This is a genomic window from Streptomyces sp. NPDC055025 (assembly GCF_053608565.1).
Window position 1 is genome coordinate 1 of the sequence record NZ_JBSGVS010000007.1, and the last position, 22,049, is coordinate 22,049.

17 protein-coding genes are annotated in these 22,049 nt (G+C 72.2%); 7 read left to right on the forward strand and 10 right to left on the reverse strand.

What is annotated here, in order from left to right:
• Positions 1 to 86: 86 nt before the first annotated feature.
• Positions 87 to 917, reverse strand: a complete 831-nt coding sequence (locus tag ACWGDX_RS06445) for a maleylpyruvate isomerase N-terminal domain-containing protein (RefSeq protein WP_453622824.1) — start codon at positions 915 to 917, stop codon at positions 87 to 89.
• Positions 918 to 1,028: 111 nt separating this feature from the next.
• Entirely contained in the window at positions 1,029 to 1,610 is a 582-nt protein-coding gene (locus tag ACWGDX_RS06450; protein ID WP_453622825.1) for a hypothetical protein, read from the reverse strand.
• A gap of 109 nt (positions 1,611 to 1,719) precedes the next feature.
• Here ACWGDX_RS06450 and ACWGDX_RS06455 point away from each other — a divergent pair, with 109 nt between their 5' ends.
• Entirely contained in the window at positions 1,720 to 2,013 is a 294-nt protein-coding gene (locus tag ACWGDX_RS06455; RefSeq protein WP_363085053.1) for a hypothetical protein, read from the forward strand.
• Between the two features lie 86 nt (positions 2,014 to 2,099).
• Here ACWGDX_RS06455 and ACWGDX_RS06460 read toward each other — a convergent pair whose 3' ends face one another.
• The 3 genes from ACWGDX_RS06460 to ACWGDX_RS06470 form a co-directional block, all read right to left on the reverse strand.
• A complete protein-coding gene (locus tag ACWGDX_RS06460) occupies positions 2,100 to 3,311 on the reverse strand; it encodes a prenyltransferase (RefSeq protein ID WP_453623026.1) in 1,212 nt (403 codons plus the stop codon).
• A 2-nt stretch (positions 3,312 to 3,313) separates the two neighbouring features.
• On the reverse strand, positions 3,314 to 4,066 hold the full coding sequence (locus ACWGDX_RS06465; RefSeq protein ID WP_453622827.1) for a class I SAM-dependent methyltransferase: 753 nt from the start codon (positions 4,064 to 4,066) through the stop codon (positions 3,314 to 3,316).
• Positions 4,067 to 4,230: 164 nt separating this feature from the next.
• The gene (locus ACWGDX_RS06470; protein WP_453623028.1) at positions 4,231 to 5,586 is read right to left on the reverse strand and encodes a glycosyltransferase family 4 protein; all 1,356 of its coding nucleotides are present in this window, start codon (positions 5,584 to 5,586) and stop codon (positions 4,231 to 4,233) included.
• 436 nt (positions 5,587 to 6,022) lie between these two features.
• Here ACWGDX_RS06470 and ACWGDX_RS06475 point away from each other — a divergent pair, with 436 nt between their 5' ends.
• On the forward strand, positions 6,023 to 6,643 hold the full coding sequence (locus tag ACWGDX_RS06475) for a TetR family transcriptional regulator (RefSeq protein WP_453622829.1): 621 nt from the start codon (positions 6,023 to 6,025) through the stop codon (positions 6,641 to 6,643).
• A gap of 166 nt (positions 6,644 to 6,809) precedes the next feature.
• The gene (locus ACWGDX_RS06480; protein WP_453623030.1) at positions 6,810 to 7,709 is read left to right on the forward strand and encodes an oxidoreductase; all 900 of its coding nucleotides are present in this window, start codon (positions 6,810 to 6,812) and stop codon (positions 7,707 to 7,709) included.
• A 179-nt stretch (positions 7,710 to 7,888) separates the two neighbouring features.
• Here the strand turns inward: ACWGDX_RS06480 and ACWGDX_RS06485 are convergent, their stop codons facing one another.
• Positions 7,889 to 10,351, reverse strand: a complete 2,463-nt coding sequence (locus ACWGDX_RS06485) for a lamin tail domain-containing protein (protein WP_453622831.1) — start codon at positions 10,349 to 10,351, stop codon at positions 7,889 to 7,891.
• Positions 10,352 to 11,186: 835 nt separating this feature from the next.
• On the opposite strand from ACWGDX_RS06485, the gene ACWGDX_RS06490 reads away from it, so the two are divergent.
• Together ACWGDX_RS06490 and ACWGDX_RS06495 are read left to right on the forward strand one after the other, a co-directional pair.
• Positions 11,187 to 12,641, forward strand: coding sequence for a prenyltransferase/squalene oxidase repeat-containing protein (locus ACWGDX_RS06490; RefSeq protein ID WP_453622832.1), 1,455 nt, complete (start codon positions 11,187 to 11,189; stop codon positions 12,639 to 12,641).
• Entirely contained in the window at positions 12,638 to 13,399 is a 762-nt protein-coding gene (locus ACWGDX_RS06495) for an SCO2322 family protein (protein ID WP_453622834.1), read from the forward strand. Before ACWGDX_RS06490 ends, ACWGDX_RS06495 begins: the two co-directional genes overlap by 4 nt.
• 83 nt (positions 13,400 to 13,482) lie before the next feature.
• On the opposite strand, the gene ACWGDX_RS06500 is transcribed toward ACWGDX_RS06495, so the two are convergent.
• Positions 13,483 to 15,600, reverse strand: coding sequence for a bifunctional glycosyltransferase 87/phosphatase PAP2 family protein (locus ACWGDX_RS06500; protein ID WP_453622836.1), 2,118 nt, complete (start codon positions 15,598 to 15,600; stop codon positions 13,483 to 13,485).
• Positions 15,601 to 16,086: 486 nt separating this feature from the next.
• On the opposite strand from ACWGDX_RS06500, the gene ACWGDX_RS06505 reads away from it, so the two are divergent.
• A complete protein-coding gene (locus ACWGDX_RS06505) occupies positions 16,087 to 16,755 on the forward strand; it encodes an O-methyltransferase (protein ID WP_453622838.1) in 669 nt (222 codons plus the stop codon).
• Positions 16,756 to 16,899: 144 nt separating this feature from the next.
• Here ACWGDX_RS06505 and ACWGDX_RS06510 read toward each other — a convergent pair whose 3' ends face one another.
• The 3 genes from ACWGDX_RS06510 to ACWGDX_RS06520 form a co-directional block, all read right to left on the reverse strand.
• Positions 16,900 to 17,697 carry a hypothetical protein gene (locus tag ACWGDX_RS06510; protein ID WP_453622840.1) on the reverse strand — a complete coding sequence of 266 codons (798 nt, stop codon included), beginning with the start codon at positions 17,695 to 17,697 and terminating at the stop codon, positions 16,900 to 16,902.
• Entirely contained in the window at positions 17,697 to 18,338 is a 642-nt protein-coding gene (locus ACWGDX_RS06515; protein ID WP_453622842.1) for a hypothetical protein, read from the reverse strand. The genes ACWGDX_RS06510 and ACWGDX_RS06515 overlap by 1 nt, the downstream gene beginning before the upstream one ends.
• 127 nt (positions 18,339 to 18,465) lie before the next feature.
• The gene (locus ACWGDX_RS06520; protein WP_453622844.1) at positions 18,466 to 20,514 is read right to left on the reverse strand and encodes a DHA2 family efflux MFS transporter permease subunit; all 2,049 of its coding nucleotides are present in this window, start codon (positions 20,512 to 20,514) and stop codon (positions 18,466 to 18,468) included.
• A gap of 148 nt (positions 20,515 to 20,662) precedes the next feature.
• Between ACWGDX_RS06520 and ACWGDX_RS06525 the strand changes: the two genes are divergently transcribed.
• Positions 20,663 to 22,012, forward strand: a complete 1,350-nt coding sequence (locus ACWGDX_RS06525; protein ID WP_453622846.1) for a peptidoglycan-binding protein — start codon at positions 20,663 to 20,665, stop codon at positions 22,010 to 22,012.
• Positions 22,013 to 22,049 lie beyond the last annotated feature (37 nt).

Consider the following 22,049-nt stretch of genomic DNA (forward strand, 5'->3'; position numbering starts at 1 on the left):
GCGGGAGGCCGTTGTCGTTGCCGGTGCCCGGCGGCCGTACGTACGAGGAGCGGCCGTACGGGAAGCCGGGCCGGGGGCGGTCCGCGTCAGCCGAACGTCGCCCGCTCCAGCCAGAAGTCCAGCAGCTTCGCGTCCCCCAGCACCTCGACCAGCTCGCTGTCGGCGGGCAGCCGGCGGTAGAAGACCCGCAGCACCTCGGTGAGCGGGCCACGGAGCGCGACCGTCGCCTTCTCGTGGCCGCGTCGCCAGGTGAAACCGTCGTCACCGAACTCGATCAGCCACTCGGCGCCCTCCGCGCCCGCCGCGCCCGCCATGTCCGCCGTGTCCGTCGCGTGCAGATGGATGCTGCGGCCCCCGCCGCGTAGTTCGGCCGCCTCCGGGTCACCGGCGGCCTGGGCGAAGGTGAGGCACTGGAGCCACTCGTCGATCGCGTCGGCCGCGACCTCCGGAGCGACCTCGTACGGCACCCCCGCCGCCAGCGCCGCGTCGGCCCGGTGGATCACCGTCTCATGGGTCATCCGCCGGGCCCAGAAGCCGGCGTTCCGCTCCCAGCCCCAGCTCCAGACCGCGGTTTCGGGAGCGACCGCCCGCAGGGTGGCGGCGATCTTCTCCGCCCCCTCCGCCAGCCAGGCGTCCAGCGCGGCCGGATCGGGACCGGCGCCGGAGCCGGAACCGGAACCGCCGGGGACCTCGAAGTCCGGCACCCCGCCGTCGGGGATGTCCTCCTCGGCCCGGGTCCGTACGATCGTCTCCGCCCAGCGGTGTGCCCGGCCCACATGGAGTGCGAGCTCTCCCAGTGTCCAGTCGAGGCAGCTCGGCACGGTCACGGAGAGATCGGCACCGGCGAGGGCGGACCTCAGCCGCTCGGTCTGTCCCACGATCTCGTCGCAGTAGCGGTCATGTCCCAGAAGCGTCATACGGCGCACAGTAGGCAGCCATGTCCCGTGCGGCCAGCGGTTATCGCCGCGGGCCCGGAAGGGAGGGAGGTCCGGGGCAGGAGGTCCGGGGCAGGAGGTCCGTACCGGCGGTCAGCCGCGGCTCAACTGCGTCACCGACGGCACCTTGTCCTTCACGACGGCGCCCGCGCCGCTGCCCGCGTCCTTGACGTCGTTGATGACCGTCTCGAACATCCCGACCTCGGCGCCTCCCGCCTCCCCCTTGCCGAGCTTGGCGCCGATCCCCTTGAGCGACGCGATCCCGGCGGCGAGCGGGCCCATCGCCTCGGCGAGCAGCGGGTCCCCCTTGGCGTTCTCGGCTGCCGCCTTGAGCCGGTTGTAGGCGAAGGCGCCCGCGAGACCGGCCTTGATCAGGGCGAACTTACGGCCGCTCGCGCCCTTCTTGAACGTGCCCGCGCGATACGGCTTGACGATCCACTGGTAGGTGGCGCCCGCCGCCAGCCCGGCGTTGGCGACGAAACGGGTCTTGGCGAATTTCTGTGTCCGCGCCGAACTCGTCGTCTCCACCGCCGCCGGTGTGTCCGCGCCCGTTCCTCCCTGGTCGCCGCCGCTGCCGCACGCGGCCAGGGGCAGCAACAACGCGCAGGCCAGGAGCAGTGCCGGTACGACTCGGCGTATCGGACCGCCGGCGGTGGTGCGGGCCTCGACGGACACGGCGGACCTCCCTGGCGGACTGCCTGAAGCGTCACGCCGCCCCCGTGCCCCCGCCACCCGGCGGGGGCCGTCCGGGTTTCACCCGCCCATCAGCGGCAACACGCTGGACATGTCCTCACGTCATCGCAGTGGAAGCGGCTCCGCGGCGACGGTCATCGTCGTCGTCGCGGACATCATGGCCTTCATCCTGGGCCTGTGGATCTTGATGTACCTGTTGGACGCCAACCGCGCCAACGACCTGGTGGAGTTCGTCCAGGACGCGGCACGCTGGCTGGCCGGCTGGTCCTACGACCTGTTCACCTTCGACGAGGCATGGGCCCGTGTCGTCTGCGGTTACGGACTCGCCGCCGTCGTCTATCTGGCCATCGGCCACGGCATCGCGGGCCGGGTGCGCCGCCTCTGACCGACGGGCCCCGCCCGGTCCGGCCGGCACTCGGCCCGCCGACCGGGCGCCGCCCCGTTCCGGTCCGTTCCGGCGGGTGCGCCGCCTCAGCGGCAGCAGTCGGGGTCCAGCCCGCGCGGCAGTCGCTCGCCGCCGAACACCGCCGTGGTCGCCTCGTCCCCCCCGAGCGCGGCCACCGCGAGCAGCAGCGAACCCGCCGTCCAGGTGGTGAGTTCCTCCGGCCAGACGGCGCGGTTGCCCTCGAAGACATAACCCGTCCAGTACATCCCGCCCTCGGCGCGCAGATGCTGGATGGACTGGAGCACCTCCAGCGCCCGGTCGGACTCGCCCATCACCCAGAGAGCCAGGGCGAGTTCACAGCTCTCACCGCCCGTCACCCAGGGGTTGGGCACCACACAGCGCACCCCGAGGCCCGGCACCACGAAGCGGTCCCAGCCCGCCGCGATCCGCGCCGTGGCCTCCGCTCCGGTCACCGCGCCGCCGAGCACGGGGTAGTACCAGTCCATCGAGTAGCGGGACTTGTCGAGGAAGCGCTCGGGATGGCGGCGTATCGCGTGCCCGAGCGCGCCCGCCGCCAACTCCCAGTCGGGCTGCGGCTCCTCGCGTTCCTCGGCGATCGCGAGCGCGCAGCGCAGTGCCTGGTGCACGGACGAACTCCCGGTCAGCAGCGCGTCGTCGACGGGCGTGCCGTCCGCCTCCCGCTTCCAGCCGATCTGCCCGCCGGGCTGCTGGAGTACGAGGACGAACTCGATCGCCGCGTGGACGACGGGCCACATCCGGTCGAGGAACGCGTCGTCGCCGGTGGCCAGATAGTGGTGCCAGACGCCGACGGCGGCGTACGCGACGAAGTTGGTCTCGCGCCCCGGATCGCCGGGGACGGCGATGGTGTGACCCGGATCGGCGGTGCGACCCGAGCGGGCGGTGTGCCCGGGATCGGCGGTGTGCCGCGGACCGGCGCCCGCGGTCCCGGCACCGCCCGTGGTCCCGGCCCCGCGCGTGCCCCCGGCTCCCGCCCAGGCGGGGTTCTCGTACGCCGCGTACCAGGACCCGTCCTCGTTCTGATGCCTCGCGAGCCACTCGTACGCCCGTGCCGCCGCGGTGTGTTCGCCCGCCGCGTCCAGCGCCATGGCCGCCTCGACATGGTCCCAGGGGTCGAGATGGTGCCCCCGGAACCAGGGGATCGCGCCGTCCCGGTGCTGTACGGCGAGGACGCCGGCGACGGTCTCGGCGGCCTGTTCCGCGGTGAGCACACCGGGCAGGACGAGATGTTCCGTGGCGTCGGGCCCACGGCCGGCCAAGGTCACTTCGGGTCCGCCACGGGATTCGTGTCCGCCGCGGGAAGGCGTGGCTTGGTCGCGTAGACCACGAAGCTCTTGCCGACCACCGGGTTCAGCAACTGCTCGGTGACCCGGGTGACGGCGGGCTTCTTCATGATGTCCCAGACCAGCAGCTTGTGGTACGCGCGGACGGGCAGCACCTTGTCGTTGTCCACGCCGAACGCGCACTTGAGCCACCAGTACGGGGCGTGCAGCGCGTGCGCGTGGTGGCTGCCGTACGGCTTGAGCCCGGCCTCCCGGATCCTGCCCAGCAGTTCGCCGGCCTTGTAGATCCGGATATGGCCGCCCTCGACCTCGTGGTACGCGTCGGAGAGCGCCCAGCACACCTTCTCCGGGCCGTACCTCGGCACGGTGACCGCGATCCGCCCGCCGGGGCGCAGCACCCGGACCACCTCGGCGAGCACTCCCTTGTCGTCCGGTATGTGCTCCATCACCTCGGAGACGATGACGACGTCGAAGGACCCGTCGGGGAAGGGGAGCTGGAGCGCGTCACCCTCCATCGCGGTGGCGGTGGCGCCCCGCGGGGCCTCCCCCGCCTCCTTCATCGCGGCGAACCACCTGGCGACCTCGCGGATCTCCTCGCCGTTCCGGTCGAGAGCCACGACCTGGGCGCCCCGCCGGTAACACTCGAAGGCGTGCCGGCCCCCGCCGCACCCCAGATCGAGCACACGGTCGCCCGCGGCGAGCGGAAAGCGGGTGAAGTCCACGGTCAGCACAGGGTCGTCCTGCTTTCGCGGTCGGGGTACGGACGTACGGGTACGGCACGGGGGGTACGGCGTGACGGCATTGCGGCGTTACGGCACGGGCGCGGGTGACGCGGGCGCGGGTGGCACGGACACGGACCGCGCGCGGGCGGGCCCGAGCGGCGGCGGGTACGGCATCAGCTCGCGCCGCTGGGAGCCGTCCCGGCGGCGGCGTCCCGCAGCGGCGACGGCGGCTGATGCGCCTGCCGGGACCGGGGCCAGGACCGGGGCCCGGACCAGGACCGGAGCCGGGGCCGGGCGCCGGCCTGCCGGGCGATCGCCGCGCGGTACAGCTCGGCGGTACCCCGGGCGGCCTGCGCCCAGGTGAACCGGGACAGCACCCGCTCCCGGCCCGCCGCGCCCAGCCGGGCGCGCAGCTCCGCGTCGTCGAGCAGCCGCCCCAGCGCGGCGGCCAACGCGCCCGCGTCGCCCGGCGGTACGGCCAGACAGGTCTCCCCGTCCGCGCCCGCGACCTCGGGGATGGCGCCTCCCGTGGTGGCGACGAGCGGTGTACCGGTGGCCATCGTCTCGGCGGCCGGCAGCGAGAACCCTTCGTACAGGGACGGCACACAGCCGATCTGCGCCCCGCGCACCAGCTCCACCAGCTCGGCGTCGGAGATGCCCTTGACGAACTCGACGGCGCCTTCGAGCCCGTACCGTTCGACGGCCCGCGCGACCGGTCCCGACTCCGGGCGCCTGCCGACGACGACGAGATGCGCGGCGGGATGTTCGGTGCGGACCTTGGCGAGGGCCTCCATGAGATGGACGAGGCCCTTGAGAGGGACGTCCGCGCTGGAGGTGGTGACGATACGGCCGGGTATCTCGGGCACGGCCGGGTCGGGCGAGAAGAGTTCCGTGTCGGCGCCGATGTGCACGACGTCGATACGGTCCGCCCGTACCCCGAGCTGGTCGGTGATCTCCTGCTTCGAGGAGCCGGAGACGGTGAGGACGGACGGCAGACGGCGCGCGACACGCCCCTGCATCCGGGTGAAGCCGTACCAGCGGCGTACGGAGGCCCGTCTGCGCCAGTCCTCGGCGGCGTCGAGATCCAGTCGGCGGTCGACGGTGATGGGGTGGTGGATGGTGGTGACCAGCGGTGCGCCGAGATCGCCGAGGAGTCCGTAACCGAGCGTCTGGTTGTCGTGGACGACATCGAACTGTCCGGCGCGGGCGGCGAGATGGCGCCGGGCGCGCAGCGAGAAGGTCAGCGGCTCGGGAAAGCCGCCCGTCCACATCGTGGCGACCTCAAGGGCGTCGACCCAGTCGCGGAACTCGTCACGCCGTGGGGTGCGGAAGGGGTCGGGCTGCCGGTAGAGATCGAGGCTGGGCAGCTCGGTGAGCGGTACGCCCTCGTCGAGCACGGGGTAGGGCTGGGCGCCGATCACCTCGACGCTGTGTCCGAGGCGGGCGAGTTCACGGGAGAGATGACGGACGTAGACGCCCTGTCCACCGCAGAAAGGATTGCCCTTATAGCTGAGGAGGGCGATACGCAGCGGCCGGTCGTCGCCGGCGCGCGGGCCCGCCGCCTCCGCCGAACGCTCCGCCGCCTCCGCCGTGCCCTCCGCCGACTCCCGCGTGCGCTCCGCGGGTTCGGCCGTACGGTCCGCCGGTTCCGGCCGGACGTCATGGGATCCGCGGGGCCGCGGGGACCGCGCTCCGGTGCCCGCCCGTATGGCCTCAGCGGTCACTCCCGGCCCCCTTCTCACTGCGCTCTCCGAGTTCCGCCGGAGCGTAACCGCCGGCGTCAATCTAGAACAAGTTTCAGACTTGTTCGCCCACAGGCTCCGAATTTACCGGCAAGTAGCGTCGCTGTACCGGCGGGATCGGGTGATTCGCGCCACCACGCGCGCCCCTGCCATGCTGTGCCGTCCGGAGCACGCGGTACGGCCCGGAGGGCGGCGGAGCGCGATGGAGTGGGGACGGACGGGGATGACAGCGGAACCCAGAACGGTGTCGGCCCCGCTGACCCAGCGCCAGGAGGCCCGCCGCCGCCGGATCCTGGCGGCCACCCGTCAACTGGCCTGCCAGGGCGGCTTCGACGCCGTGCAGATGCGGGAGGTCGCCGAGGAGGCGGGGGTCGCCCTCGGCACGCTCTACCGCTACTTCCCGTCCAAGATCCATCTGCTGGTCGCCACGATGCAGGACCGGCTGGAGCATCTCCACACCACGCTCCGCAGACGCCCGCCCAGCGCCGAGGACCCCGGCGCCCGGGTCGCCGAGACCCTGATGCGCGCCTTCCGCGCCCTCCAGCGCGACCCCCATCTCGCGGACGCCATGATCCGCGCGCTGACCTTCGCGGACCGCGGTGTCAGCCGCGAGGTGGACGAGGTCTCCCGCCGGACGACGGCGATCATCCTCGACGCGATGACCCCGCGCCCCGGCGGAACACCTCCCACCCCGGCCCAGCTCTCCGCGGTCCGCGTCATCGAGCACACCTGGCACGCGGCCCTGATCACCTGGCTGTCGGGCCGCGCCTCCACCGACCAGGTCAGAACGGACATCGAGACGGCCTGCCGTCTCCTGGCCCCGGCACTTCCGCCTCACCCATGACAACCCCGGGCGCGTACGCGGGATTCCCGGTCACGCTGTGACATTCCCCCGGCGCTCCGCACCTTTCCGCCACGCCCGCCACCCGCGCATACTCCAGGACCGCCGTGCCTCGAACCGGTGACGGGCGACGGCCGATCGGATGGAGCTGATGGAGCTGAAGGGGAAGATGACGACGCACACGGTCTCCGCGACAACCGCGGGTACATGGACGCTCGGTGACCGCACGGTCAACCGGCTCGGATTCGGTGCCATGCGCCTGACCGGCAGCGCCGCCTTCCACCAGGGCACCCCGAGCGACCGCGGCCGGGCGATCGGCGTACTCCGCCGCGCGGTCGGCCTCGGCGTCAACCACATCGACACAGCGGCCTTCTACTTCTCCCGGCTGCGTTCCGCCAACGAATTGATCAACGCGGCGCTGTCGCCGTATCCGGACGATCTCGTCATCGCCACCAAGGTCGGTCCCGCGCGGGACGCCGACGGCGAATGGGTCACCCCGGCGCGGCCCGACCAGCTGCGCGGCCAGGTCGAGGAGAATCTGCGCCAGCTCGGCCGCGACCATCTCGACCTGGTCAATCTGCGCCTCATGGGCCAGGAGTCCATCAGCGAGCACTTCGGGGCCCTCGCCGAACTGCGCGCCGCGGGGCTCGTCCGTCACCTCGGTATCTCCGGCGCCCGCCCGGAGCATCTGACCCAGGCTCAGGAGATCGCACCGGTGGTGTGCGTCCAGAACCGCTACGGCGTCGACACACCCGACGGGGACGAGATGCTCCGGGCGTGCGCGGCGCACGGCATCGCGTTCGTGCCCTTCTTCTCCATCGCCGGGGAGGGGCGCGAGGCCGGAGCCGTCCGGACCGAGCACGACCAGGTCCACGCCGTGGCCCGCGCGCACGGTGTCTCCCCCGCCCAGGTCCGTCTGGCCTGGACCCTGGAGCAGGGCGCCCATGTACTGGCCATCCCGGGAACGGGCGACCCGGAACACCTCGTCGACAACCTGGCGGCGGGCGCGCTCCGGCTCACGGCGGAGGAACTCCGGCTGCTCGGTCCGGCCGGCCGCCCCGTGTCCTGAGTCCTGACACCGGTCACACCGGCCACACCGGCCGTGCCCGGACACGCGGCGGCCGGAGGCGGCGGCGGACATGGCTGTGGCGTGTACGGGTCCCGGGGAGGGGAGCCGTACACGCCACAGGTCAGCGGTGGTTCAGCGGGTGCCGGTCGGCGATGCCGGACCGGCCACCCGGGGTGGTGTTACTTGAAGCGGACCACCTGGGGGTCGTGGTCGCTCGCCTGGTCGGCGAACTCCGCGTTGATGTGGACCACGTCGTACTGCGGGTCCTTGACGCCCTTGCTGACCAGGATGTGGTCCAGCGTCTGGGAGTTGCCGTCGTAGACGTAGCTGTAGCGCTCGTTCTTCGGCAGCGTGTTGATCAGGTCCTTGAGGACCTTCTTCGTCAGCACGTCGAGCGGTGCCGAGAACTGGTAGTCGTTGATGTCGCCGAGGACGACGACCTTCGCGTCCTTGTCCTTGTCGAGCAGGTCGGCCACGAAGGTGTTGACCTCCTTGGCCTGGGCCAGGCGCTGGGTCTCCGAGCTCAGCGTCGGGGGCTGGAAGCGCCCGTGGACGGGGTGGTCGCCGCCCTTCGAGTTGAAGTGGTTGCCCACGACGAAGACCTGCTCACCGCGGAACAGGAACTCCCCGACCAGCGGCTTGCGGCTGCTCGACCACGCGCCCGAGGTGGGGTTGATCCGGCCCGGGGAGACCGACAGGGAGATGTCCGCGTCCTTCTTGCCGGTGCCGACGACCTCCACCGCGGTGGTGGCGTCACCGCCCGGACGGTCCACGAAGGTGACCCGCTGCGGGTTGTAGATGAAGGACGTACGGATGTTGCCGCCCGGCTCGCCGCCGTCCGTCTTGTCCTGCGGGTCGATCGAGCGCCACTCGTACGCCGGGCCGCCCGCCGCCTTGATGGCCTCGATGAACTTGGCGAGGGTCTGGTCGGACGCGACCGTACCGTCGTCCTTCGCGCCGTTGTTGTCCTGGATCTCCTCCAGGCTCAGGATGTCCGGCGAGCCGAGGTGCTTGACGATGCCCTGGGCCAGCCGGTCGAACTTGTCCTGCGGGTCCGTGGGGTCGAGGTTCTCCACGTTGTACGTGGCGACGGACAGCTCGTCGTCGCTGCCCTTCTCCGCGACCTCCGGCTCGATACCGCCCTTGGTGACCGCGCCGAGAGCGGTCGCCTGGATGCTGTAGCCGCCGTAGGTGCCGTAGTCGACCGGACCGGTCGCGCCCTTGAGGGTGTCGCCCACATTGGCCGCGGGCCTGTCCGAGGTCAGCGCGGTGACCAGCAGCCGGCCCGAGTTCGGGTCGTCGTAGTCGGTGTAGACCACACCACCGCGCGGGGTCGGGTTCTTGGTGGGCTTGGTGGTGATCCAGGTCTCGCCGTACGAGTTGGAGGCACCGACCACCCGGCTGTCGCCGACCTGGATCACCATGCCCTCACGGGACTCCAGCCAGTCCAGCGCGTACACGGTGGGCTGGAGCGTGAGCGGCTCGATGTTCCCGCCCGCCACGCTCGGGGCGTAGTCCTTGGGCAGGGTCTTGGCGTCGACCAGCTCGACCGAGGGAACCGCGTTGCCGGAGGACAGCACGACGGTGGTCGGGCCGCTCAGCTCGGTGAGGGACTGCGCGCCGGACGAGGCGCCGCCCGGGTAGTACTCGGCGACCTTGGCGGTGACCAGGACCGAGTCGCCGACCTTGACCTGCGGGGTGGTCGAGCCCGTGAAGACGAAGACGCCCTCACTGGTGACCGGGTCGTTGTCCGGCTGCGAGTCCTGGATCCAGAAGCCGCGCGAGGAGCCGGTGGAGCGTACGCCGGTGACCACACCGGGAACGTTGGTGACGGTCTTGCCCACGTGCGGGGAGAGCCGGGTGTTGCCCTGGATGTCGTGGATCCGCAGCTCACCCGGGGTGGGGGGCGTGGGCGGCTCCGTGGGGTCCGTGGAGCCCGTCGGCGTGGGCGTGGGTGTCGGGTCCGGGCCCGGCTCCCCGCCGCCGCCCGCGGTGTTACGGGGGCTCGGCTCCGACGCGGACAGGTCGGCCGCGTTGTTGTCCGTGTCGGTGAGGGAGGCGTTCCGGGAGACCGAGGCGGTGTTGCTCGCACCCGGGACCGGCGAGGTCTCACGGACCGTGGCGGTACCGAAGCCGACCACGTCCTTGATGCTGCCGTCGGCCGCGCAGTCGGCGGCGGTGACGCAGGACAGCGGGGTGGTGGAGTGGACGAGCGCCACCGTGCCGCTGGTCCCCGACATGGCGATGGAGCCGGACGCGTCCGGGGTGGGCAGCGCGGTGGTGCCGCCGGTGCCCTTGCTCTCGGCGACGAGGTAGCTGCCGCCCGCCGGGATCGCGCCGGTCAGCGCGGTGACCTGCCACTTGCTGCTGGCGGTCGGAGCGCCGGGCAGATACTGCACGGACCAGCCGGTGAGGTCGAAGGAACCGCTGCCGGCGTTGCCCAGTTCGATGAAGTCGTTGGTGAGGGTGGCGCCGGAGTTCCCGCCGCCGCCGTAGACCTCGGCGATCACGGCGTCGGCCGACGGGGCCGCCTGCGCCGTGAACGGGAGCGCGATGAGCGTTCCGACCAGACCGACGGGGAGCGCCAGAGCGATCCGCTTGGCGCGCCGACCGCGCAGGGCCGGGGGTATGGAAGAGGGCACGTTGGGCTCTTTCTGCTACGGGTTCTCTCGGGTGCTTTCCCGCGTGCTCGCCGGTGTGCTCCCGGGGCGCGGGTGCGCGTGTGACTGTGCGGTGGCGGTGCGAAGGCGGTGCGGAGGTGACAGTACTGACACGGCGTGTGGGAGTGGTACGGGAAGCCTGGAAGTCGGCTCAAGATACGCGCGTAGACACAGTGCCAACAAGAGGGTGGGCACCGCAACGGACAAGTGTTTCCCGACCGTTCGTTGGACTTAACCTGGTTGTCGGACGACATGGCACATTCGTTGCGGAGATGTCGGATTCTTTCCGGGCGTTGATCGGACGCTGATCGGACGGCGACTGAACGCCGACCGGCTGCCGACCGGACGCCGGCTGAACACCGACCGGATGTCGACCGGATGCGACCGCATGCGACCGGATGCGGCTCTGGACCGGTCTCGGCGGCCCGGGTGAACGCCCGGGTGCGCGCCCGGGGTGCGCTCCGGGGCGCGTTCCGGGACCGGCGGGAGAGATACGTCTGACGACGGAGAGGGGTACGCGGCCGATAGAGTAGGGCGGTCGCCATCATGCCCGTACGGGGAAGGCCGGTGCGGAACCGGCGCCGACCAGCGACCGTGAGCCGCCGTCACCGGCGGTACGGCCGGAAAGCCCCGTACACGGTCGTGACCGGCTCGTGCCGCCGGAACCGCCGGCGGCCGGCATCGTCGAGGATTACGGGGCCGGAGTCCGGTACCCAGTGCCGCGACCGGCGGGGGAGGCCACCGCGACGGGGGCCGGTCTCGCCGGAAGGGGCGGTGGTGTGCCCGCGCCGGCTCCCGCAGGAGAGGCCCAGCCGCCATGACCACCGTTCGCCGCTACGCAGTGGCGCTCGCCGCAACCACCCTGCTCTGCGCGGCAGTCGCTCCGGCCGCCGTGGCGGGAGGCGATGTACCGGCCTCCTCCCCCGGCTCCTCCCCGGACTCCCCCGGCTCCTCCTCGGGTTCCAAGGACTCCCCCTCCGGTTCCTCCTCGGACTCGCCCTCCCCGGCTCCCGCCGCCTCCGCGCCGGCGCCGTCCCCCGCACCCGTCGCCGTCCCGCCGGGGCTGTACGGCGAGAAGGACCCGGCCTACGACGGTGTGTGGCGCCAATCGCTGGCGATACTGGGGCAGTTCGCCGCCGGTGTCCGCCCGGCGGACCAGGCCGTCGGCTGGCTGAAGGGCCAGCAGTGCGCCAACGGCGCCTTCCCCGCGTACCGCCCCGACCCCGCCGTGCCCTGCGACGAGAGGACGGCGGTGGACTCCAACTCCACCGCCGCCGCCATGCAGGCGCTCGCCACGCTCGGCGGTCAACGGCCCGCCATGGCAAAGAGCATGGAGTGGCTCAGATCCGTACAGAACAAGGACGGCGGCTGGGGATATCTCCCCGGCACGCCGAGCGACGCGAATTCCACCTCCCTGGTGATCGGCGCGCTGACCACCTTCGGGGTACGGCCCAGCTCGATGCGCTCGTCCGAGGAGAAGAGCGCCTATGACGCGCTGGTCGCCCTCTCGATCCCGTGCGACCCCGGATCGGGCGCGGACGCGGGGGCGTTCGCGTACCAGCCGGACAAGGCGGGGAGCCTGACCGCCAATGACGACGCCACCGCCGCGGCCGTGCTCGGCGGGCTCGGCAAGCGGATGATGGCCTGGCCGGTGCAGGCCGGTCCCGCGCCGTCCTGTGTGTCCACGCCGGACCCGGGCCCTGAACGGGCCGCCCGTAACGGCGCCGCCTATCTGGCCTCCGCGCTCGCGGCGACCGGCCATCTCGACCAGCCGCCGCTGCCCGGCGCCGAGGACAGCGCGCCGCTGCCGGACACCGGCAACACGGCGGACGCCGTCGTCGCCCTGACGGCCGCCGGATACGGGGACCAGGCGTCCGGCGCGCTGGAGTGGCTGAAGCGGAACTCCGGTGCCTGGGCCCAGGAGAACGGGCCCGCGGCCTACGCCCAGCTCATCTTCGCCGCCCACGCCACGGGCACGGACCCGCGCAACTTCGGCGGGATCGACCTCGTGGAACGGCTGAACGCGACGGGGCCGACGCCCAGGCCCATGGCGTCCGCCACCGCTCCGGCCGCCGCCGCGGCGCACGGGAACAGCGGTCGCGACCAGGGGATGCTGTGGATACTCGGCTTCGGCGCGGTCGCCTGTGTCGCCATGGGCTTCCTGCTCAACGGCCGCAAGAAGACACCGGAGACCCCGCAGGGCCAGGGCCCGCGAACCCCCAGCCCGCAAGGCCCGCAGAGTCCGGCGAGCCCGGCGAGCCCGCAGCCGTGATCCGCGCCCGGCACCGGCTCCCGGCGCTCGTCGTCCTCCTGCTTCCCGTCTGTCTCGTCGGTGCCCTGGGTACGGGGAACGCCCAGGCGGCGGGCTACCGTTACTGGTCCTTCTGGGAGAGCGACGGCGGCGGCTGGAGCTATGCCACCCAGGGTCCGGCCACGGCCCGGCCCGCCGACGGCACCGTCACGGGCTTCCGTTTCGCGGTGAGCGAGGACGGCGGGGACGCCGCCCGGCCGCGCCACGCGCCCGGCTTCGCCGCGATCTGCGGTGACACTCCCGGGCGCGAGGGCCGCAAACGGATCGGCGTGGTCGTCGACCCCGGTACGGCGGCCGATGCCCCGGCCGGTGAGCGGGCGCCCGCGCTCCGGGCGGAGTGCGCCCTGCTCGGCGAGGACGCGACGGCCGCGGAGGCGCTCGCGGCGGTCGCGGAGCCGCTGCGCTACAGCGGTCAGGGGCTGCTCTGCGCGATATCCGGCTATCCGGCGACGGGGTGCGGGGAGCAGGTGACGGACCGGGCCCCGGCCACCTCGTCGACCGAGACCGGCAGGACACCCGACGGGACGGCGGACGGGACGGCCGGTCCGTCAGCCGGAACCGCCGACGCCGATGGCACGGGCGGCAGCACGAGCGACGATGGCACGGGCGGCGGAGGTCCGGCCGTCGGAGGTTCGGCCGTCGGTCTGATCGCTACGGCCGCCGCCGTACTCGTCCTGGTCGTCGCCGGTCGTCGGCAGGCCCGCCGCCGACGCGGCTGAGCCGCACCCGATGAACCGCACCCGATGAGCCGTTCAGCAGACCGTTCCGCGGTTCCGCGGTCCGTTCCGTAAGCGATGCTCCGTCAGCGGGACCGCCCCTGTCCGGGCTCCCGCGCCGCTCTTCCCCCTCCCCCTCCCCCGGCCGCGACCGCCGCGTCATCGTCCGCCGCGTCACCGGCCGCCGCGTCGGGGCTCAGCCCCTTCGGGAACGGGTCCGTCTTCGTCACCACCCGTGGCAGCAGTCGCCTCGGCCCCGCCAGCAGATAGGTCAGTCCGAGGCCCGCGCCCACCACCGCCGCGCCGCCCGCCGCGTCCAGGACCCAGTGATTGCCCGTGGCCACGATCGCGCAGACCGTGAAGAGCGGATGGAGCAGACCGAGCGGTTTCATCCAGAGCCTCGGCGCCAGGACGGCGATCACCACACCGCACCACAGCGACCAGCCGAAGTGCAGCGAGGGCATCGCCGCGTACTGGTTGGTGAGCGCGGTCAGCGCCCCGTAGTCCGGATTGGTCAGATCCTGCGGTCCGTGCACCGTGTCGATGAAGCCCATGCCCGGCATCAGCCGGGGCGGTGCCAGCGGATAGAGCCAGAAGCCGAGCAGCGCGAGGACCGTGGCGAAGCCGAGCGAGGAGCGGGCCCAGCGGTAGTCGGCGGGCCGGCGTACGTACAGGACACCGAGGATCGTCAGCGGCACCAGGAAGTGGAAGGACGTGTAGTAGAAGTTGAAGAAGCTCTCGGCCCACTCCGTGCGCGCGACCGCGTGGTTGACCCAGTGCTCGATGTCGATGCCCAGCGCCCGCTCGACCGAGACGACCTGGCGGCCGTGCTCCTCGGCAGCCTCGCGGCCCCCGGTCGCCACCAGCCGGATATGTGAGTAGACCGAGTAGCCGACACGGATGACCAGCAGTTCGAGCAGCAGATTGGGGCGGCCGAGCAGCCGCCGCCAGAACGGCAGCAGCGGGACCGCGCTCCAGCGCGCGGGCACGGGCCGGGCGTACTCGGTCGCGACGGGCCGTTCGAAGTACGGCGAGGCACGCGCCAGGAACGGCACCGCGCAGGCCGCCGCCAGCGCCGCGATCAGCGGTACGTTCTCCCGCACGGGATGGAGCAGCGCGATGTTCGGCAGCAGCATCTTCCCGGGCAGGGTCATCACCAGTACCACCACGGCCGGCCACACCAGCCGGTCCCTGGCGCGCGTACCGACCCGGCCGACGAGCGCCAGCAGCACCCACAGGAGCTGGTGCTGCCAGGCGGTCGGCGAGACCGCGATCGCGGCGCAGCCGGTCAGCGCCACGGCGAGCAGCAGCTGCCCGTCGCGCGCGTGGCGGACCGCGCGGCGCAGTCCGACGAACACGACGGCCGCCGCCAGGACGCCGAAGAGCACGATCTCCAGGGGGCCCTCCAGGCCCAGCCGGAGCAGCGCGCCGTGCAGGGACTGGTTGGCGAGGGAGTCGGGCCGTTCGCCGAGACCGGCGCCCGCCACATGGTGCACCCAGTACGCCCAGGAGTCGCCGGGCATCGCGGCCCACGCGAGCGCGGTGGAGGCGGCGAAGGTCCCCGCCGAGGTCACGGCGGCCTTCCTGCGGCCCGTCAGCCACAGCAGGGGCGCGAAGAGCAGCACGGCGGGCTGAAGGGCGGCGCCGATGCCGACCAGCGCTCCGGAGCCGCGTTCACCGCGTACGGCGAAGCAGCCGAGCAGGACCAGCAGGACGGGGATGATGCTGGTCTGGCCGAGGTAGAAGCTGTTGCGGACCGGCAGGGACAGCATGAGCAGACTGATCGTGACCGGCGCGGCCAGCAGTCCGGTACGGCGCGAGACGCGGCCCGGCAGGGCGCGGGCGACCACCAGGCCGAGGGCGACGACCAGCAGCAGCGTGCCGAAGGTCCAGGCGATGCCGAGGCTCTCCTCGGCCGAACGCGCCAGCGGTTTGAGCACGAGCCCGGCGAACGGGGTCCCGGTGAACCTGCCGGTGTCGTACAGCGAACCCGACACGTGCAGGACGCCGTTGTCACCGATCCAGGTCTCCAGATCGGTGAGCCGTTCACCGGGCGGCTGTCTCAGTACCGCCGTGGCCTGTCTGACCGCCAGCACGGCGGCGACCAGCCATAGAACGGCGCGGGCCGCGCCGAACCCGTCTCTCAGCGGGCCCGCCGTGCCCGCCGCCGCACCGCCGTGCACGCTGTGCTCCGCCTTCACCACGCCGCGCCGACCCTCCGTCCGAAACCGCCGTCCTTGGGGCATGAGCCTCGCATTGCCCGGTCGGGAAGACTCAGGCAACCCCCTCTTCGCCTGTCTGTCATCCCTGTTTTGTCTCAATGCCCCTGTCTTCCGGGTTTACGGCGCCGATGTGCCGGGGGGGCGGGCAAGCGGGACCGCGCGAGGCCGTCCGATCCGGTGCCCGACGCGACGGCGAACGGGACGCCGAACGGAATGGGAAACGGAACGGGGAACAAGGGCGACACAGGGGATGCACGGGACATAGGGTGCGAGCCGGTCGGAAAGTACACCATGCGGTGGCCCGCGGAGCGGCCCCGGGTGCACCGGGCGGCGCGGCGCACCGGGCGCTCCCGCCACCACCGGCCGCCGCCCGCCGGTCGTCTGCGATACGGTCGCCCAGGATATGTTCCCAACAGGAACTAATTCGGTACTCCCACACCGACACCCGCGCACGGACGAGAGGCCTCCATGTTCCCGGAGCAGTGGACCGCGGTCGACCGCTATTTCACCGATCAGCTCGCCCCCGCCGACGAAGCGCTCACGGCGGCACTCGCCGCCGCCGACGCGGCCGGCCTGCCCGCCATCAACGTCGCCCCGAACCAGGGCAAGCTGCTCCAGCTCCTCGCCCGCGTCCAGGGCGCCCGTACGATCCTGGAGATCGGCACGCTCGGCGGCTACAGCACCATCTGGCTGGGCCGCGCGCTGCCCGACGACGGCAGGCTGATCTCCCTGGAGTACGACCCCGTCCACGCGGAGGTGGCGCGGGCCAGTCTGACCCGCGCCGGGCTGGACAAGATCGCCGAGGTCAGAACGGGTCCCGCGCTGGAGACGCTGCCCGTCCTGGAGGCCGAGGGCGCGGGCCCGTTCGACCTCGTCTTCATCGACGCGGACAAGCCGAACAACCCGCACTATCTGGAGTGGTCGCTGAAGCTGACGCGCCCCGGCAGTGTCATCGTCGTGGACAACGTCGTACGGAGCGGAGCCGTCGCCGACCCGACGGGCACCGACCCCTCGGTGGTGGGCACCCGGAGGATGATCGAGCTGATGGCGGCGAACCCCCGGCTGTCCGCGACGGCCGTGCAGACGGTGGGCGTCAAGGGCTACGACGGTTTCGTACTGGCCCGCGTACTGGCCTGACGGACGGGCAGGCGGACGGCCTGACGGGCGGGCAGGCAGGCAGGCGGAGGCGGACGGGCGGAGGCGGTGGGCCGTCCCTTGCCCACCGCCTCCTGGTCCTGCCGGGCCCTGTCCGGTCGGTCTTCGCGGGCCCGTGATGGTGTGTCAGATACGCAACAGCCGTTCCGTGAACTCGCGGTAGCTCTGGAGCGTGAGCCTCAGCCTCTCCGTGTCCGAGCCGTCCGCCGCGCCGTCCTTCAGATTGTCCGTCGTGTGCGTGCCCGTGCTGTCCGTCGTGCGCTTGCCCGCGCCGGGGTCGCCGCCCTCCCACTGGGCGCGCAGCGACCGCGGCCGTTCGGCCAGCGCGGTGGTGAGTCGCTCGGCGGCCTCGTCCAGCACTCCGGCGGCCTCCTCGACGGAGCGCCGGGGCCCGTCGACGAAGGTGCTCAGGGCGTCCTGGAGGCGCAGGGCGAGCCGCTCGCTCTCGTCCTGCGAGAGGAGGCGCGTGCCGTGGGCGTCGCCCGTCCCGTGGGTCGCGCGCGTGCCGCTCGTACTGTGGCTCCCGTGGCTCCCGTGGGTGGCGCTCGTACCGTGGCTGTCCCGGGTGCCGCTCGTACCGTTGGTACCGCTCGTGCCGTTGGTGCTCGTCGGCTGTCCGGCGGTATCACCGGCACCGGCAGCAACACCCGTACCGGTGGACCCGCCGGTCGCTCCGGCTCCGTCCGGGGCGGGCACCGGCTTCACGGGCACGCGCGCCGCTTCCCGCGGCTGACGGGCGTGCAGCGGCTTGACCGGTTCACGGACGCCACGCGGCTCCATGGGCCGGTCCGCCGCGACGGGCCGGTCCGTCCCGGCCGTCCGCCGGCCGTCCCTGGCCGGAGGCACGGCCGCTGTCCCCGCACCGCCCGCACCGCCCGTATCGCTCGTATCGTTCTCGCTGTCGCTCTTGGGGTCGTACGTCATCAGACACCACTCCCTTTGGGCCGCAGAGTAAGGTTCCGGTTCCTGTTCCGGCCGACGGCGCCGCCGCGGTGCCTGTCGCTCCGGTCCGGGTGACCGAGGATCAGCCGGTCGAAGAGCTGACGCGCGCCGAGCAGCGTCTCGCGCAGTTCCTCCGTGCTCGTGCCACGGCCGTCCGTCGAGGCCACCTGGCGCATCCTGCGGTATCCGTCCATCTGGTACGCGTGGTGCACGGAGAGCGCTTCGAGCTGCTCGTCGGACCGGCCGTCGTGCTCCGTGCCACCGGGGTAACCGCGGTCGGCCGCCAGCCGGGCCAGCAGCCGGTCCGCCTCCACGACCGCCTCCCGCGGCGCGTCGACGAAGCGCTCCTGGAGCTCCGTCCAGCGGGCCACGTACTGGTCACGCCGCTCCGCGGGGAGCGGCCCCGAGTTCAGCTCGCCGTACCGCCCCACCCGCTCGGCCAGCTCGTGCTCGGTGGCCTTGGAGTCTCCGTCGTGATGTGCGAGAACCCGCTCGTACTCCGGTCCGAACCGGCGCTTCAGTCCGCTCCGTCCGCTTGCCCTGCCGGGCCCGATGTACAGGACCGCGGCCACGACGCCCACGAACACCACGGCCAGAGCGACGACGATCAGGACTGTGGACATGTTTGCCTTCCTTGTTCTCTTCTCGTCTCGTCTCGTCTCATCCCGTACGTGTACGTACCTGTACCGCTCGTAACGGGTCGTTCCTCAGTGCGGGTTGCCCGTAATCCATCGGTCAAACGGTCCGGGCTCAGATGGCGTGGTCCCGCGGCGGGAACGGGGCCTGCGGGCGTTCGCTCTCGGCTCCGCACAGCTCGCTGTTGAGATCCCGTACCAGCTTCACCAGGTCCTTCGGCCTGCCCGGTCCCCACCAGTCGCCGAGCAACTCCGTCAGGGAGTCCTCGCGCGCCTTCGCCAGCACCTCCGCCGTCTCCACGCCCCGTGGGGTGAGGGTCAGTTCAAGGCCTTCGCGCCTGGCCAGCCCCCGCTCCTCCACCTGCCGGGACGCGTCGGTGACGGATCTGACCGGTACGGGCCGGGTCTCCAGGAGCGCGCCCGGCTGCACCGAGCCATGGCGCCGGATGCGCAGCAGCAGCCAACTCGCCACCGGGAGCAGGTCGTACCCCGCCTTCGCGGTGATCCTCTCGTAGATCCGGTGACGGCCCTCACGCCTGCCGAGCACCGACAGCGCGCGTGCCACCTCGTCGTGCGAGGAGCGTACGACCGGGTTGCTCGCCAGGGTCTCGCTTATCTCCGGCGCGGTCACCGAGCCGCGCAGCTTGTCCTCCTTGAGGAACCACGCCACGGCGAAGGCGAGCAGCACCGCCGGCGCCGCGTAGAGGAAGACATCGGTGATGGAGGTCGAGAACGCGTGCAGTACGGCGGGCCGCAGATCGGCGGGCAGCTGCTCGATGGCCCGGGGGTCGGCGGACAACTGGCTCGGCCCGACACCGGGCGGCGGCGATTCGCGGGCCAGGGCGGCGGTCAGCCGGTCGGCCAGCAGATTGCTGAAGATGGTGCCGAAGATGGCGACACCGAAGGACGCCCCGATCGAGCGGAAGAAGGTCGCGCCCGAGGTGGCGACCCCGAGGTCCTGATAGCTGACGGAGTTCTGCACGACCAGCACCAGGACCTGCATGACCAGTCCGAGGCCCGCGCCGAAGACGAAGAAGTAGACGCTCGCCTCCCAGATACCGCTGGTCGCGGTGAGCCGGTGGAGCAGCAGCAGACCGATGAGGGTGACGGCGGCGCCCAGGATGGGGCAGGCCTTCCAGCGGCCGGTATGGCTGACGATATGGCCGGAGACGGTGGAGGTGATCAGCAGACCGAACACCAGGGGCAGCAGATGGACCCCGGACATGGTGGGCGTCACGCCCTGGACGACCTGGAGGAACGTCGGCAGATAGGTCATCGCGCCGAACATCGCGAAACCGACGACGAAGCTGATGACCGCGATGAGCGTGAAGGCCCTGAGCCGGAAGAGCCGCAGCGGCAGTACGGGTTCGGTCGCGCGCCGCTCGGCGTGGACGAAGAGCGCGAGCAGGACGGCGCCGAGGGCGGCGAGTCCGATGATCTCGGCGGAGCCCCAGGCCCAGGTCGTACCGCCGAGCGAGGCGACCAGGACGAGACAGATGGCGACGGACGCGATCAGGGCGGTGCCGAGGTAGTCGATGGTGTGTCTGGTCCTGTGGACCGGTATGTGCAGGAAGGCGGCGATCACCGCGAGCGCGACCCCGCCGACGGGCAGATTGATGTAGAAGACCCAACGCCAGCTCAGTTCCTGGGTGAAGAAACCGCCGAGCAGCGGGCCGAGCACACTGGTCGCCCCGAAGACCGCGCCGAACAGACCCTGGTACCGGCCGCGTTCACGCGGCGGGACGAGATCGCCGACGATCGCCATCGACAGCACGATCAGTCCGCCGCCGCCGAGGCCCTGGACCGCGCGGAAGGCGATGAGCTGCGGCATGTTCTGGGCCGTGCCGCAGAGCGCGGAGCCGATGAGGAAGATGACTATCGCGGTCTGGAAGAGCCGCTTGCGGCCGTACAGGTCACCGAGCTTTCCCCAAAGGGGAGTAGCGGCGGTCGACGCGAGCAGATACGCGGTGACGACCCAGGAGAGATGTTCCAGCCCCCCGAGATCGCTGACGATGGTCGGCAGTGCGGTGGAGACGATGGTCTGATCGAGCGAGGCGACCAGCAGCCCCATCAGCAGGGCACATATCGCGACCAGGACGGTGCGCGGTTTCTGACTGTCGCCGGGGGCCGGACTTATGGCCGGGGTACTCACTTCCTGAATCATGGAACAACTCCTCGGATCCGCCGGATTCCATCCTGTCCGCTCTGTCCGGTTATGGCCTGCCGAGAGTCCACCGGAGCACCCGGGTACGCGCACACCCTCCACACACGGCCTGCATAATCGGCGGCAGTTCAAGGGGAGGGAACCCACGTTGACCGGACAGCTCTGTCCCGAGTGCGGTACGCCGCGCGCCGCCGACGACAGACCCGGATGCGCCTGCGCGGAGCGACCAGGACCCGTGTCACCGGCCGGGCGGCACTCCGCCCGGCCGGGGGCCGCGGAGACGGCCGCGGAGACCACGATGGTGCTGACGAAGATCACCGCGGCCGCCGCGCCGGAGCCGCCGGCCGCGTCAGGGACCGCTCAACCGGCGGACACCCGGAAAGCGGACGGGGCGCCAGGAACCGTGGCGGCGCGGACCGCGGCCGGGCAGGCCGTGGCGGCGCGGACCGTGACCGGGCAGGCCGCGGCCGGGCAGGCCGTGGCGCCCGGGGGCGCGGCTCCGGGGGTGACTCCCGGGGGCGTGGCGCGGGCGTCCGGGCAGCCGACGGAGGCTCAGCAGGCCGCCGGGCAGGGGGCCGCGCGGGAAACCGCCGGGGGAAGCGCGCGGGAAACCGCGCAGACGCCCGCCGTGGAGACCCCGGAGAAGGCCACGGAGAAGGCCACGGAAAAGATCGCGGAGGATGTCGCCGAGGAGATCGCGGAGGCGGAGGACTTCAATCCGCTGCGCGTACGCCCATACGTGACACTCGACGCGGGCGACGACCGTACGGAGCCGCCACCGGCCTTCCGCACCACGGGCCCCATGCCGCCCCTCGCCCCGGCCACCAACTCCGCCACGCCACCGCCCGCGCGCTTCTATCCGCCACCGCCGCCGCCCCGTCGTACGCCGTACCGGGCACTGGCGATCGGCGCGGCGGCCCTGGCGGTGATCGGTACGGCGGCGTTCGCCGGCGGGCTCTTCTCGGGGAGCGAACCGGGCGCGCGGACGCTGCCGGACCAGAGCGACCTGCCGGCCGTGGGTGTCATGGAGCCGGACCCGTCGGATTCGCCGGCGACCCCGACCCGGTCGGCCGCGTCGCTCTCCACGGGCGGCGCCGCCCCCTCCTCCCCCGGCCCCACCGTCAGCACGGCCCCTTCCGCCACCGCCACCGCCTCCGCCACCACCGAAGGGAAGCCGTCCGCACCGCCCTCGTCGCCCGCGCCCGAGGACCCGCCGTCGCCCACACGAGAGGCGTCGGAGCAGCCGTCGCTCGCGCCGGAGGGCATATCGCTCGGCCCCGGGGACTCCGGTCCCGAGGTGGCGGAACTCCAGAACCGGCTGGGGGAGGTCTGGCTGTTCCGTGGCCCGGCAGACGGGCGGTACGACCAGCGCGTCGAGGGCGCGGTACGGATCTACCAGTCGTACAAGAGCATCGAGGGCGACCCCGAGGGCGTCTACGGACCGAACACCAGACGCGCCCTGGAGGCCGAGACCACGGGGCACGGCCGACGGCACTGAGCCGCTTTGTATAATGTCGAAACAAAGTGGTTCCGCC

What these genes read in the sequence shown, in the direction of transcription:
- ACWGDX_RS06475 (WP_453622829.1), top strand. Translation starts at nt 6,023, where the DNA reads ATGACAGCGGAACCCAGAACGGTGTCGGCCCCGCTGACCCAGCGCCAG.
- ACWGDX_RS06510 (WP_453622840.1), bottom strand. Translation starts at nt 17,697, where the DNA reads ATGACGTACGACCCCAAGAGCGACAGCGAGAACGATACGAGCGATACG.
- ACWGDX_RS06515 (WP_453622842.1), bottom strand. Translation starts at nt 18,338, where the DNA reads ATGTCCACAGTCCTGATCGTCGTCGCTCTGGCCGTGGTGTTCGTGGGC.
- ACWGDX_RS06455 (WP_363085053.1), top strand. Translation starts at nt 1,720, where the DNA reads ATGTCCTCACGTCATCGCAGTGGAAGCGGCTCCGCGGCGACGGTCATC.
- ACWGDX_RS06520 (WP_453622844.1), bottom strand. Translation starts at nt 20,514, where the DNA reads ATGATTCAGGAAGTGAGTACCCCGGCCATAAGTCCGGCCCCCGGCGAC.
- ACWGDX_RS06505 (WP_453622838.1), top strand. Translation starts at nt 16,087, where the DNA reads ATGTTCCCGGAGCAGTGGACCGCGGTCGACCGCTATTTCACCGATCAG.
- ACWGDX_RS06490 (WP_453622832.1), top strand. Translation starts at nt 11,187, where the DNA reads ATGACCACCGTTCGCCGCTACGCAGTGGCGCTCGCCGCAACCACCCTG.
- ACWGDX_RS06445 (WP_453622824.1), bottom strand. Translation starts at nt 917, where the DNA reads ATGACGCTTCTGGGACATGACCGCTACTGCGACGAGATCGTGGGACAG.
- ACWGDX_RS06480 (WP_453623030.1), top strand. Translation starts at nt 6,810, where the DNA reads ATGACGACGCACACGGTCTCCGCGACAACCGCGGGTACATGGACGCTC.